Here is a 14614-nt window from a genome sequence, read left to right as displayed (position 1 = left end):
TTGTTATTATCTCTTTTCTTTTAATGGGAAACATATCATCATCTCAAAATTTTAAACTCTTGCGTTATGATGAAAATTACGAATTCTTAAAAGATTCAAATCGAAACTTTTATGAACGATTAAAATACATTCCTTTAAATCAGAAGAAAGACATTTATATGTCAATTGGCGGAGAAGCTCGATATGAATACGTTGATTTCAATAATGAAGATTGGGGAAGATTTAATGTCGGACATAACAATTTCCTACTCCAACGCTACGATCTTCATGCAGATATTCATTTAGGAAAAAACTTTAGAATATTTGCCCAATTAAGAAGTGCCTTAGAAGATGGCCGTACAAATGGAGCACGCGGGATAGACGAAGATCAGCTGAATGTTCAGAATTTATTTTTGGATGTGAATGTCTGGCAGCAAAAGGACAAAAAAGTAACGATTCGTGTTGGAAGACAAGAACTAGATTATGGCTCTGGAAGATTGATTTCTGTTCGAGAAGGTCCAAATACAAGACTTTATTTCACTGGAGGAAAACTAATGTATACTTCGTCAAGAGTATCTGTTGATGCTTTTGCGATGATGGCAGATACTGTTTATACAGGCGTTTTTGATAACAAAATGTCTAAACAGCTTAATCTTTGGGGAGCTTATTCTAAAATAATATTTCCAAAAGCAGGAAATCTCGATCTGTATTATCTCGGGTTCAGAAGAGATGCTTCTGTTTTTGAAGAAGGAATTGCTCCCGAAAGACGCCATACAATAGGTACCAGATTATGGAAATATGGCGGTGGTTTTATTTACAATCTCGAAGCAGCTTATCAGTTTGGAACATTCGGATCTGGAAATATCAACGCTTGGACAGGATCTATTGATATTGGATACATGTTTGAAAATGTAAAATTCAAACCGACCATAAACCTTCGAAATGATTATATCTCAGGAGATAAAAATCAAGGCAACGGAAATCTCCAAACTTTTAATCCGCTATATCCAAAAGGAGGTTATTTTGGTTTTAGTCCGCAAGTTGGCCCAGTAAACCTAATCGATATTCATCCGTATGCCACATTTGATTTACTTTCAAATTTAAAGATGCAGGTCGATGTGGTTTTAAACTGGAGATATTCAACACAAGATGGAGTTTATAGACCAAGCGGAATACTAAACCTTCGCGGAAGCGATTCTGACGAAAAATATATAGGAACGGCTTATCTCGCCAATTTTACATACGGCATAAACAAATACATTTCGGTGGTCAGCGGTATTCAGTACTTCAAAACAGGTGCTTTTATCAATGATGTGATTCCGAATTCTAAAGACGGTGTTTTCTTTAATGCCAGATTAACATTTAAATTTTAATAAAAAATATACTGACGCTAAATTAGGACACTGATAACGCGGATTTGCTATCGCAAAGACGTTGAAAAAAACGGATTATTAAATAAAATCATAAAAAAATCTGTGTAAATCCGCGCTTTTGCGATAGCAAATCCGTTATATCCGCGTCAAAATTTGTGCACATAAAAAAATAAAAACAACACTAAACCCTTAACCATGAAAACAAACACTTCAACATACAGAATTAGATTTTCGCATCTACTTCTTTTACTTATAACATTTGCAGGCTCTCTTTGTAACAACGCATTTGCACAAACCGCTTCGATTGGTTCTACAGTAACTTGGGGGAAAGTAGACGGAATTGCAGTAAACGGATTGGTTCAGGGACCATCTGCAGCAAAAGCTGACTTACAAGTTGCCTGCGTTTTTGAATATACAGAAGGTGATATTTTTAATCCTCCTGCCCTTCCTGCAAACCTAAACGGAATGGTGCATTTAGATGATGCGTTGAAAGGTATTATTACAGAATTACGCAAAAGCGGTAAATTTACAGGCCATACTCTAGAAACCTTATTGATTACGCCACCAAAAGGCACTTTAGCATCAAAACAATTATTATTAATCGGATTAGGAGACCGCAATAAATTTACTCCCGATTTAATGATTAGCGTTGGAAGCACTGCCATGCGTGAAGCTTTACGTTTAGGCGTTTCAAATTATTCTTTTGCAAGCGATATTAAAGATGCGGGAATCGATTCTCCAACTGCTTTAGTTGCCGAAAATGTAGTTTTAGGTTCATTTGAAGCCTATAGAACTCAATCTTATTTAAAAGAAAAAAAGTTAACGGATTATAAGCCTTTAACAAAAATTATTCTTCTTGCAGGCCCTGCATATTATACTGTTGCAGGAGAAGGAATTAAAGAAGCAATTGCAAAATTAAACTCTAAATAATTTAATTATGAAAGCAGATTTAATTTTATTCAACGGAAAAATTCATAGTTTCAATCCAGAAACTCCAAATGTTACAGCAGTTGCGATCAAGGACGGAAAATTTATTGCCGTTGGAAATGACAGCGACATTATGAGTTTTGCTTCTGAAGAAACCAAAATAATAGATCTTCAGAATAAAAGAGCTGTTCCTGGAATCAACGATTCTCATATTCATCTTATTCGCGGCGGATTAAATTATAATTTGGAATTGCGTTGGGATGGCGTTCCTTCCCTAGCCGATGCGCTTCGAATGCTAAAAGAACAAGTAGATCGTACTCCAAATCCGCAATGGGTTCGTGTAGTTGGCGGTTGGTCAGAATTTCAATTTGCCGAACGCAGAATGCCGACTTTAGAAGAAATCAATGCGATTGCGCCAGATACTCCAGTTTTTATTCTGCATCTGTACGACAGAGCCATTATGAACAGAGCCGCGTTGAGAGCAGTTGGATACAACAAAAATACTCCTGCTCCACCGGGCGGACAAATAGAACGCGATTCTAACGGAGAACCGACAGGGCTTATTATTGCAACACCAAATGCGATGATTTTGTACTCGACTTTGGCTAAAGGTCCAACGCTTTCGTATGAACATCAAATCAATTCGACTCGTCATTTTATGAAAGAATTGAACCGCTTCGGAATCACAAGCGTAATTGATGCTGGTGGCGGATTTCAGAATTTTCCAGACGATTACAAAGTGGTGAATGAATTAAATGAAAAGAACCAATTAACAGTAAGAATTGCGTACAATCTTTTCACTCAAAAACCAAAACACGAATTTGAAGATTTTTCAGATTGGATTGATACAGTAAAACTATATCAGGGAAATGATATGTACCGCCACAATGGTGCTGGTGAAATGCTAGTTTTTTCTGCCGCCGATTTTGAAGATTTTCTGCAGCCAAGACCAGATCTTCCAGAAAACATGGAAGCAGATCTAGAAAAAGTAGTTCGCCTTCTGGTAGAAAATCGTTGGCCTTTTAGATTGCATGCAACTTACAACGAAAGTATTACTAGATTTCTGAATGTCTTTGAAAAGATTAATCAAGATATTCCTTTCAACGGACTTCCTTGGATATTTGATCACGCAGAAACTATTGATGAAAGAAACATTGAACGCGTAAAAGCTTTAGGAGGTGGAATCGCGGTTCAAAGCAGAATGGCTTATCAAGGTGAATATTTTACAGATCGATATGGTGCAAAAGCAGCAGAAAACACACCGCCAATTAAAAAGATGCTTGAAATGGAAGTTCCTGTCGGCGCGGGTTCAGACGCTACACGTGTGAGCAGTTACAATCCGTGGGTTTCTATGTATTGGATGACGGTTGGAAAAACGGTTGGAGGATTGCAATTGTACAACGAAACCAGATTGAACAGACAAACTGCTTTAGAATTGTATACCAGAGGAAGCGCTTGGTTTTCGCAGGAACAAAATAAAAAAGGAGATATCAAAGTTGGAATGTTTGCTGATTTAGTGGTTTTAGATCGAGATTATTTTACGATTGACGACGAAGACATTAAAAAAATCGAAGCAGACTTGACTATTGTGGACGGAAAAATTGTGTATGCAAATGGAGATTTTTCTTCATTCTCCCCTCCCCATATTCCGATTTTACCAGATTGGTCGCCAACGAATATTTATAACGGATATCCTGTTAGAAGCGGTCTGCAAAGTGCTATTGAAAAAAATGCAAAAGCAGATGCAAAACCAAAACTGACTTCGCAAATTCATAGCTGTTCAGGAAGTTGCGATGTTCATTTACACAATCATGACGCTGCACGATTGAGCAATGTTCCAGTTAATAATTATAATGCATTCTGGGGAGCTTTGGGCTGTTCTTGTTTCGCATTTTAAATCTCAAAAAATGATTGATATTATAAAACAAATCCTTTATTCCGATTTAGGAACATCATTCAACAATGCAGCACTTTTGTTTTTTAGAGTTCTGCTTGCTATTGAATTATTCAGAGTACACGGAATGAAGAAATTCAGAGTCGAAGACGGACAAAAAGAACATGTCCCGAATCCGTTGCATTTACCTGAAAAACTAAACGGTTTAGTTGCGACGTTTTCAGATACTGTAATTCCGTTTTTTATTATTCTGGGGCTTGGAACAAGGCTCGCTGTCTTGCCTACAATTGGTGTAACGGTAATTGGTTATTTTGTGGTTCACAAAAACGATTCGCTAGAAGTACGTGATGTGCCCTACATGTACACTTTATCTTTATTACTACTTCTTGCCCTTGGCGCAGGAACGTATTCGCTTGATTATTATTTAATAACATTATTAAACAATTAATTTAAACACAAAATATTTTTAACACATAGAAACATAGCTTTTTGGAGCGAGTAAAAGGCGTTTCACTTGCATTAATACACATAGCATATTTATTCTCTCGCAGATTGAGCAGATTAAGCAGATTTTTTAATTTTTAATTCTTTCATCTGCCTTTTTCAACACAACAATCTATGTGTTAGAAACTAGTTTCTTTCTAATATCTTTTTAAAGAAAAAAACCATGTTCCTATGTGTTTATTCATTTAGATTCCTCCATAACTCAAAACTCAAAACTCATAACTCATAACTCATAACTCATAACTCATAATTCATAACTTTATAAAACCTAATTTAAAAATGAAAGCAAACATCGGAATCAAACAGGACAACATCTCAAAAATTGCAGAAATTTTAGCTAAAGTTCTTGCAGACGAATTTATACTTTACACTAAAACAAAAAGAGCACACTGGAACGTAGAAGGTCCAGACTTCTACAACAAACATATTTTCTTTGAACAGCAATATGATGCCATTGACGAAATTGTGGATACTGTTGCAGAAAGAATCCGTTCTTTAGGTCATTATACGCCAGCAACTTTAAAAGATTTCTTAGCTTTAACACATCTTACTGAAGAATTGCAGGAGAAAAATGATAGTAATGGTTTTATTAAAGAATTACTTTTAGATCACGAAAGCATTATTATTTATCTGAGAGAAAACATAAATCTTATTGCTAACGATCTGCAAGATGCAGGAACAAGCGATTTTATAACAGGTCTTGTAGAAAATCATGAAAAAATGGCGTGGATGCTTCGCGCTCATTTAAACTAAAAAGAAATTATGGAAATAAAACAAAACAATATTTGGTACGTAACCCTGCTTCTAACAATCATAGCAGGGTATTGCGATACCGTAACCTTTGTCGCTGCCGATTCGATATTTTCGGCACATGTTACAGGTAACTTTATCGTATTTGCTTACCAAATTATCAAAGGCTCAGATCTACATGCGTGGATAAAACTGCTTACTTTCCCAATTTTTATTATTGCAGTCATTACCGGCGGAAGAATTGCATTAAAAGCCACTAATCGTTACACTATTTTATTTTGGGAAGGAATAATACTGGTTTTAAGCGGCATTGCTTCTTACGTTTTCGGATATCTTCAGAATTTCGCAGAATGGACGATGTATACTGTTGCCATGACGACTGTATTTGCAATGGGGCTTCAGAATGCTTTTGGAAAGCTTTACGCTAAAGAAACGCACGGCCCGACAACTATGATGACAGGAAATGTAACGCAGGCTTCTCTCGATTTGGGAAATCTATTAAAAAACGGATTTAAAGACGCTGAAGTTTTATTAAGTTTTAAAAAGCAATTAGTTACTATAATCGGATTTCTTGTCGGATGTTTTCTTGGTGCTGTTGCAGGAAAGTTTTTCGGATTAGGAACTTTAATTCTGCCTGGTATCGCTATGATTATTTGCTATTTATACCATAGAGACAGCCAGTAAACAAGCCTTTTTGAATTGCAGTTTACTAAATAATATAGTATCTTTAAAGAATGGTTTTATCTCTTTTTCCTAAAAAAAGAGATAACTGAAATACCTATAGAACAAAAATATAACCCAATAATATGGAAACAATAAAACTAGAATTAGACGAAAAAAAACATGGTGCTTTTAATCTTTATGTAGATGATAAAAAACTGGGCGAAATGACGGTAAGCATTAAACCTGATCTATTAACAGTTTATCACACAGGAGTTGAACCAGAAGCAGAAGGAAAAGGTTATGCAAAAAAACTTTTAGAAGAAATGGTATCGTACGTTCGTGCCAACAATTTGAAAGTTTTGCCGCTTTGTCCTTATGTTCATGCGCAATTCAAAAGACATCCAGATGAATATGCATATATTTGGAAGAAGTAGAAAGAAGAAAGATTAAAGACGAAAGACTGGAGATGAAAGTCTCTAGTCTCTAGACTAAAATTAAAGATTAAATACTATGAATACAGATATATTAACAGACGGTGTTCCTTTAAACGAAGCGAAAAAAGCCTTAATCATGATTCATGGTCGTGGTGCGAGTGCTCATGATATTCTTTCTATCGCCAAACATCTTAAAGTTGAAGATTTTGCATTGGTTGCGCCACAGGCAGAAAATAGAACTTGGTATCCATATTCGTTTTTAGCGCCATTAAACGAAAATGAACCTTCATTTTCAAAATCTTTAGATGCAATTCATCAGGTTGTTGTCGCTATTCAGCAAAACGGAATTGAAAAAGAGAATATTTATTTCTTAGGCTTTTCTCAAGGAGCTTGTCTCGCTTTGGAATTTACAACCCGAAATGCAGCAAAATATGGTGGAATCGTAGCTTTCACAGGCGGACTTATTGGCGATCAAGTTTATGAAAATCATTATTCTGGAAACTTTGAAAATACTCCCGTTTTTATTGGAACAAGCGATCCCGATTTTCACGTTCCTGTAGAAAGAGTGAATGATACCGAAGCGCTTATGGAAAAAATGGGTGCAGATGTAACTAAAAAAATCTATCCAAATATGGGACATACTATCAGTCAGGATGAAGTAGATTGTGCAAATGCATTGATTTTCAATAAAAAATAATGATTACCATAACTCGCGTTTACAGTGATGCCAACGGAGAAAGCCATTTTGAAGACTTTCAAGTTCCGTTGAAAAACAATGGCGATATTGGTTTCTTATCTGAAGATGAACCTGTCAAATCTATTGTTTTTAGAGAAGTAAGTCCATCTTACGATTACGATTTTCATAATGCACCAGACCGCCAGTATATTGTTTTACTAGAAGGAGGCGTAGAAATCGAAACTTCGCTGGGAGAAAAAAGAACATTCCCAACTGGTTCAATTTTATTGGTAGAAGACACTACCGGAAAAGGTCATAAAACAAAAAATATCGAGCCAAAGCTTCGAAAATCAATATTTATAAAATTGTAGATCATATTCTGTTGGTTCAAATTCTCTAAATATACATTCTCCATTCTCAAAATCACGATATATCGTGTAATATCAAATTGACTTTTTCTTAAAAACACTGAAAACAAAGCATCTAACAAAATGGAACATGGTTTGGTTATTCTTTGAAAATTTCAAAAACGAACCGTATTTCATTTCTTAATCTAGGTTAATCGATCCAGAAGCATAACGGACGTAAATTTGTAAAAGAAAAATCAATAACAATTTAATATAACAAATACCATGGAAAATAAAATATTAGGCTTACACCATATTACTGCAATTGCAGGTGACGCTAAACGTAATTTTGACTTTTATTCTAAAGTTTTAGGATTAAGATTTATCAAAAAAACAGTAAACTTTGACGATCCTGGAACATACCATTTTTACTTTGGTGACGAAGTAGGAAGCGCTGGAACAATTCTAACTTTTTTCCCTTGGGGCGAAGGAATCCAACAAGGAAGAAAAGGTTCTGGAATGGCTACTGAAATTGGTTACTCTGTTCCAAAAGGAAGTTTAGATTTCTGGCAGAAACGTTTTGAAAAATACAATGTAATTTACAATAAACCAGCTGAAAAGTTTGGAGAAAAATATCTGACTTTCTTAGATCCAGACGGACTAAAATTAGAGTTAATCGAATCTAAAACAAACGATAACAGAAAAGCTTGGGAAACTGACGAAGTAAAAGCAGATGTGGCTACAAAAGGTTTTCATAATATTACTTTGACTTTAAACAGCATCAAAGCAACTGCTGCAATCTTAACTGATATATTCGGTTACAAATTAATCGATCAGGAAGTAAACCGCTACCGTTATGCAACAGATGCTGTAGAAAATGCTGCAATTGTTGACTTGGTAGAATTACCAGAGGAAAAACGTGGTTTAAACGCAAACGGAACTATTCATCACGTAGCATTCCGTGTTCCAAATGACGAAATTTTGATGAAATTCAGAGAGAAAATCGAAGATTACGGATTGTCTATTACACCACAAATCGACAGACAGTATTTCCACTCTCTATATTTCAGAGAGCCAGGAGGAGTTTTATTCGAAATTGCAACTGATAATCCTGGATTTACAGTAAACGAAAGCTTAGAAGAATTAGGTCAGAACTTAAAACTTCCTGCTCAATATGAGCCACAAAGAGAAGCTATTGAAAAACATTTGGTTAAAATTAATTAATTTAAAGACTGGTTTCTTTTAAACCACAACACAACTATTTGAAAAAAGAGGTTTTCTCAAAAGAAAACCTCTTTTTTTGTAAACTTTCGAAAAGCAAAAAAAATGTGTCGCTCCGCTGGAGCTTTTTCCCATTCGTCTTATTGAAATTCTATAAATATTTTGCCCCGTTGGGGCACTACCTAACAATTTACAATATAAAGTTTTGGAAGATTTCTCTTTATAAGCTTCGGAGAAGCGGGATATTTATAGCAAAGATTGAACATTTACAATATAAAGCTTTGGAAGATTTCTCTTTATAAGCTTCGGAGAAGCGGGATATTTATAGCAAAGAATAGCCACATATAAAACAAAGCTCCAGCGGAGCGACATATTTTATCCCACTTCGAAATTTAATCTTCCGCAGCCATTAATTCTAGTTTAGCCATAATCAATGCAAGATTATTTTCAAGCTTAATTTTTCCGTCGCGCCATTCTTTTTTATTTGCTCTTCTTGAAATTCTAAAAATGAAATCGCCTGTAAAAACATATCCCCAAGTTTCCCTCATACTATTTTTGGTTAGTCTTTTTTGCGCTTCTCTTAAATCAACTTTAATTTCAATTCCATTTTTAAAAACAACAGTATCCAATCCGTCTAGACCTTTTCTAAATTCATGTCCGCGATACTGAATGAGTCTGATAAAAGCATTCATAAAACGTAAAGCCCGATCCAAGTTTTCTTTAGAAACATATAAATCCAAAATTTCCAACTTATCTAGCAGAATATCTTGATCTACAATTTTGCTTTCCCAATATTGCTTTGTGGACGCAATAATCTCAACTGGTTTTTCTAATGTATCGCTAACGCTTAAAGGAGCACGAACATCGTTTTTTATACTTTGAGTCAAATCAAGCAAAGGTGTAGATTTTAAAGGAACTCTAAGTTGCATTTCATAGGTCTTTTTTAGAATCGTAATCTCATTATTTCCATTAAAATTTAATGAAAGCTCTGGAATATTTTTCCTCTTATATTCTGGCCCAACCCAAAATCTGCTTTTGGGAAGTGGTATCTCCATTTTTTCACAGGCATTTTTGATTCCCATACTGGAAATCTCATAATGCTTTGCAATCTGCGGAATCGGAAATTTCCAAACCAAATCATAAAGTTCTGATCGGGTAAAAGTAATTTTGTCCATAAATCAGTAAATTCAATTCAAAAAGAAATTCACCACCTCTATAATTGCTTACAGAAATGGTGAATCATCAAAAATTAAGTGCTACTCTACTCCGCCGCCTAAAGCACGGTACAGGTTAATTGCTGCATTCAGCTTTTCGAGTTTTATTGTTACCAGATCCAATTCGTTTTGGAGCGAACTGTTCTGAGCTGCGATTACTTCAAGGTAATTTGCCATTCCGCTTTTGTAAAGCAAAGAAGCATCTGAAGTTGCTTTGTCCAATGACTCTGCTTTATCTTTTGCTAAAATCATACGTTCATCAGCATATTTTAATCGAGACATTGCATCGCTTACTTCTCCAACTGCTGTTATAAAAGATTGTTTGAATTGCACAACAGCTTTTTCTTGTTCTATAACAGCAACTTCGTAAGCTGTTCGTAATGCTTTTTTTCTAAAAATTGGCTGCACTAAATTGGCTGCTATCGTTTTGGTGACAGAACCTGGAAAATTAAACCAGTTTTCGAATTCAAACGAATTAACACCAATTGACGGATTCAAACTTAAAGTCGGATACATAGTTGCTTTTGCCAATCCCGTTTTAGCATTGGCAGACATCACGGCGTATTCGCTAGCTTTTACATCTGGTCTGCGGCTTAAAAGCGAAGCAGGAATTCCTGCTGGAAAAACAACGGCAACTTCGGCTGCATCAATGTTTCCTGCTCTTTCAATCTTGTCTGGATATTCTCCGCACAAAATCTGCAAAGCATTTTCTTGAACCGCAATATTCGCTTTCGCTAAAGGCACCAATAATTCAGCTGTTTTCTTCTGAGCTTCAGTCTGATTAACAGCCAAAGAACTAATTGAACCTGATTTATACTGCAATTGCATCATGTTCAAAGTATTGGTACTCAATTCGATGTTTTTCTCAGCAATTTTCAATTGTTCGTCTAAACCTAACAAATTATAGTACGACTGCGCTACCTGAACAATAATTCGGGTTTTTAATGCCGAAAGATTTTCTTTTTGAGCAAAATAAGCTGCTTTTGCATCTCTTTTCTGCATCGCTGCTTTTCCCCAAATATCTACTTCCCAAGAAAGACGAAGATTAGCACTGTAATCGTCCATATAATCTTTACCAATAAACTGCTGGCTCAAAGATCCGTTTAAGGAATTCTTTGACGGATAAGCACGGCTGGCACCTGCATCAAAATCAAGTGTTGGCATCAAAGATAATTTGGCTTGTTTATAGTTAAGGTCAAGCTGTTCCATGCTTTTCATGGCAATGATAACTTCATTATTTTTAACCAGAGCCTTTTCAATCAAAGCAACCAAAAGAGGATCTTTGTAATAGTTTTTCCACGGAAGTAAAACCGTATCTCCAGTAACCGCGATTTCCTCGCGGAATTGGTCTGGAGCATTTAAATCTGTACGGGAATATTTTTTTCCTACCACACACGACGTCATAATCGCTCCGGTAATTAAAACAATTCCGATTTTATATAGTGTTTTCATTATTATTCTTTTATCGTTTGAACTTGAGTCGCGATCTTTTTTCTTGATACTTTTTCCTGTAAATATTGGAATAAAATGAAAAGCAACGGAATCACGAAAACGCCCAGTACAACACCACTAAACATTCCGACAGCTGCACTCACACTGATAGATCGGTTACCAACTGCAGTTCCTCCAGAAGCAAACATCAACGGAATCATACCTACAATAAAAGCCAGCGAAGTCATGATAATTGGTCGTAACCTTGATCTTGAACCTTCAATTGCGGCTTCAACTATCGTTAATCCAGCCAAACGTCTTTGTAAAGCAAATTCGACAATCAAAATGGCATTTTTAGCCAAAAGTCCGACAAGCATTATTAATCCGACCTGCACATAAATATTGTTGTCTAAACCAACCGCTTTAATTCCGGCGAAAGCTCCTAAAATTCCTGTCGGAATAGAAAGCAATACCGCAAGAGGCAATAAATAACTTTCGTATTGAGCAGCAAGCAGAAAGAATACAAACAATAGACATAACCCAAAAATGGCAACTGTCTGGCTTCCTCCTGCTTTTTCCTCAAGACTTAAACCAGTCCATTCGTAAGTGTAATCAGATGGTAATTTGTCTAAAACCTTTTCCAGATTTTCCATAATTTGTCCGTTACTGTAACCAGGCAACGCCATCGCTGTAATATTTACCGAATTATAAAGGTTGTAACGGTTTACCGATTCTGGTCCATACACTTTGTGGAACTTCACAATTGATTTTACTGGAACCATCTGCATATCAGCATTTCTAACGAAAATTTCATTAAACGCATCTTCATCCATTCTAAAAATACCGTCGGCTTTTACATTCACACGGTAAAATTTACCAAATCTCGAAAAGTCAGCTGATTGATCTCCTGCAAAATAGGTTTGGATATTCCCTAAAAGCTCTTTAATATTCACACCCATTTGGCGCGCTTTATCTTCATCAACTTCCAATTCCAATTGCGGATAATCGGCTCTAAAAGTTGTGTATGCGTATTGAACTCCTGGCTGTTTCATAATCTGTGCAATTACTTTATCAGACATGGTTTTTAAAGTTTCTGGACTTCTTGCCATTCTATCTTGCAATACAATTTCAGCACCACTCGTTACTCCAAAACCTTCTACCGGAGGCATTCTGAAAACCATAATCTGACCTTCTTTAATTTTTGCCAGTTTTCCGCTTACGATATTCATAATTTCTTCAATATCTTTAACTGCTCCCCTGTCTTTCTTTGGTTTCAGTTTAATAAAACCTAATCCATAAGCTGGACTGGAACTGTTACTCAAAATATTGAATCCTGTAATACTCGTATTGACATCAATCGCTTCTAAAGGAGCCAATTCTTTTTCCAATTTCTGAATTACCGCTGTAGTACGATCAAGTGCTGTTCCTGGTGGCATTGATAAACTGTACACCATAAAACCGTCATCTTCAAGAGGCACGAAACTTTTTGGTGTAGACATCATGGTATAAACCGCAATGGCAGTAATTCCAGCAACTAATCCCGCGGCAAGCCATTTTCTTCCAATTAAGAAACGAACGCCTTTGATATATCTTCCCGTTAAATTGTTGAAACCTGTATTAAAACCGACGAAAAAACGGTCTTTGAAACTTGTTTTATGTTCGTTATCTTCATGTTTATGTCCGTGATTTTTTAGCAAAAGCGCACATAGAGCAGGCGTTAACGTCAAGGCATTTACAGCCGAAATGATAATAGCAATCGCTAGTGTATAAGCAAATTGTTTGTAGAAAATCCCTGAAGACCCTGTCATAAATCCAATCGGAATAAATACCGCTGACATTACCAAAGTAATCGAAATTACGGCTCCTGTAATTTCTGCCATTGCACTGTGTGTTGCTTCTTTGGCTGAAATTCCTTCGTCTTCTTCCATTTTACTATGCACCGCTTCAACAACCACAATCGCATCATCGACCACAATTCCGATTGCTAGAACTAAAGCAAAAAGCGTTAAGATGTTAATCGTAAATCCGAAAACCAACAGGAAGAAAAACGTTCCCACAATCGCAACCGGAACTGCAATTGCTGGAATAATCGTCGAGCGAAAATCCTGAAGGAAAATAAATACTACAATAAATACCAGAATAAAAGCTTCAAAAAGAGTCGATTTTACCTGTCCAGTTGCTTCATCTAATCTCTCTTTGGTACTCATTACGTTGACGTATTTAATACCCGGAGGAAAAGATTTAGACAATCGTTCTACTTCTTTGTTGATTCCGATTTCGATGTCATTGGCGTTTGAACCCGAAGTTTGTAAAATCGCCATCGTAACGGCATTTTTACTGTTCGATTTATTATCACCGCTGTATGAAATAGAGCCAAATTCTACTCTCGCTACATCTTTAAGCCTTAAGACATTACTTCCGACATTCTTAACCACAATATTTTCATATTGTTCTGGCTTGTTCTTTTTTCCTTTGTAACGAATTACGTATTCTAAAGCTGCTGAAGATTCTTCTCCCAATTTTCCAGGAGCCGATTCTAAACTCTGTTCTGCAATGGCTTGAGTAACATCTGACGGAACCAAACCTGCATTGGCCATTTTACGCGGATCCAGCCAGATTCGCATCGAATAATCTTTTACCCCAAAAATCTGAACTTGTCCAACACCCGGAACACGCTTCATTTGAGGAACTAAGTTGATATTGGCGTAATTCTGAAGAAACAACTCGTCGTATTTGCTATTATCATCTGTATATAAGTTGAAAATAACAATCATACTATTTTGCTGCTTCGAAGTTGTTAACCCCATACGGATAACTTCCTGAGGCAGTTTTGGAGTGGCTTGCTGTACTCTATTCTGCACGTTTACCGCAGCCTGATCTGGATCTACACCTTGTTTAAAAATGACGCTGATCGAGAAAGATCCATCATTACTTGCAGTAGATTTAATATACTGCATATTTTCAACTCCGTTAATCTGCTCTTCTAAAGGCGTTACTACCGAACGAATAACGGTTTCACTATTTCCCCCTGGATAAGAACCGCTTACCATAACTGTTGGTGGCGAAATATCTGGAAATCGCGTTACCGATAATCTGGTAAGACCTATGATCCCCAGTATAACCAGTACAATAGAGATAACTGTGGCCAATACTGGCCTGTCTATTATTTTCTTTAACATGGAAATGTTATTTTATTGAATG

At 36.1% G+C, this 14614-nt stretch carries 13 protein-coding genes; 10 read left to right on the top strand and 3 right to left on the bottom strand.

Features of this window, described 5'->3' with window-relative positions; all coding sequences use genetic code 11:
- Positions 1 to 23: 23 nt before the first annotated feature.
- The 10 genes from DMA14_RS10970 to DMA14_RS10925 all read left to right on the top strand — a co-directional run bounded on the left by DMA14_RS10970 (position 24) and on the right by DMA14_RS10925 (position 8771).
- On the top strand, positions 24 to 1352 hold the full coding sequence (locus DMA14_RS10970) for an alginate export family protein (RefSeq protein WP_238989950.1): 1329 nt from the start codon (positions 24 to 26) through the stop codon (positions 1350 to 1352).
- Between the two features lie 195 nt (positions 1353 to 1547).
- Positions 1548 to 2282: a M17 family peptidase N-terminal domain-containing protein gene (locus DMA14_RS10965; RefSeq protein WP_111424718.1), complete on the top strand. Its 735-nt coding sequence runs from the start codon at positions 1548 to 1550 to the stop codon at positions 2280 to 2282.
- A 7-nt stretch (positions 2283 to 2289) separates the two neighbouring features.
- Entirely contained in the window at positions 2290 to 4176 is a 1887-nt protein-coding gene (locus tag DMA14_RS10960; RefSeq protein ID WP_111424717.1) for an amidohydrolase, read from the top strand.
- A gap of 10 nt (positions 4177 to 4186) precedes the next feature.
- Positions 4187 to 4621, top strand: a complete 435-nt coding sequence (locus tag DMA14_RS10955) for a DoxX family protein (protein WP_238989949.1) — start codon at positions 4187 to 4189, stop codon at positions 4619 to 4621.
- Positions 4622 to 4956: 335 nt separating this feature from the next.
- Positions 4957 to 5430 (top strand): Dps family protein, encoded by a 474-nt coding sequence (locus tag DMA14_RS10950; RefSeq protein WP_111424715.1) that lies wholly within the window; start codon positions 4957 to 4959, stop codon positions 5428 to 5430.
- Positions 5431 to 5439: 9 nt separating this feature from the next.
- The gene (locus DMA14_RS10945; protein WP_111424714.1) at positions 5440 to 6111 is read left to right on the top strand and encodes a YoaK family protein; all 672 of its coding nucleotides are present in this window, start codon (positions 5440 to 5442) and stop codon (positions 6109 to 6111) included.
- 122 nt (positions 6112 to 6233) lie between these two features.
- Positions 6234 to 6524: a GNAT family N-acetyltransferase gene (locus DMA14_RS10940; protein ID WP_111424713.1), complete on the top strand. Its 291-nt coding sequence runs from the start codon at positions 6234 to 6236 to the stop codon at positions 6522 to 6524.
- Between the two features lie 76 nt (positions 6525 to 6600).
- A complete protein-coding gene (locus DMA14_RS10935; protein WP_111424712.1) occupies positions 6601 to 7221 on the top strand; it encodes an alpha/beta hydrolase in 621 nt (206 codons plus the stop codon).
- The gene (locus DMA14_RS10930; protein ID WP_111424711.1) at positions 7221 to 7571 is read left to right on the top strand and encodes a cupin domain-containing protein; all 351 of its coding nucleotides are present in this window, start codon (positions 7221 to 7223) and stop codon (positions 7569 to 7571) included. Before DMA14_RS10935 ends, DMA14_RS10930 begins: the two co-directional genes overlap by 1 nt.
- A gap of 261 nt (positions 7572 to 7832) precedes the next feature.
- Positions 7833 to 8771: a ring-cleaving dioxygenase gene (locus DMA14_RS10925; RefSeq protein ID WP_111424710.1), complete on the top strand. Its 939-nt coding sequence runs from the start codon at positions 7833 to 7835 to the stop codon at positions 8769 to 8771.
- A gap of 389 nt (positions 8772 to 9160) precedes the next feature.
- Here DMA14_RS10925 and DMA14_RS10920 read toward each other — a convergent pair whose 3' ends face one another.
- The 3 genes from DMA14_RS10920 to DMA14_RS10910 form a co-directional block, all read right to left on the bottom strand.
- Positions 9161 to 9943, bottom strand: a complete 783-nt coding sequence (locus tag DMA14_RS10920) for a hypothetical protein (RefSeq protein WP_111424709.1) — start codon at positions 9941 to 9943, stop codon at positions 9161 to 9163.
- Positions 9944 to 10024: 81 nt separating this feature from the next.
- The gene (locus DMA14_RS10915) at positions 10025 to 11434 is read right to left on the bottom strand and encodes an efflux transporter outer membrane subunit (protein WP_111424708.1); all 1410 of its coding nucleotides are present in this window, start codon (positions 11432 to 11434) and stop codon (positions 10025 to 10027) included.
- Between the two features lie 2 nt (positions 11435 to 11436).
- Entirely contained in the window at positions 11437 to 14592 is a 3156-nt protein-coding gene (locus tag DMA14_RS10910; protein ID WP_111424707.1) for an efflux RND transporter permease subunit, read from the bottom strand.
- Positions 14593 to 14614: the final 22 nt, after the last annotated feature.

This window comes from Flavobacterium sharifuzzamanii (assembly GCF_003254585.1).
GTDB classification, from domain to species: Bacteria; Bacteroidota; Bacteroidia; order Flavobacteriales; family Flavobacteriaceae; genus Flavobacterium; species Flavobacterium sharifuzzamanii.
This window is presented reverse-complemented; position numbering and strand designations above follow the sequence as displayed.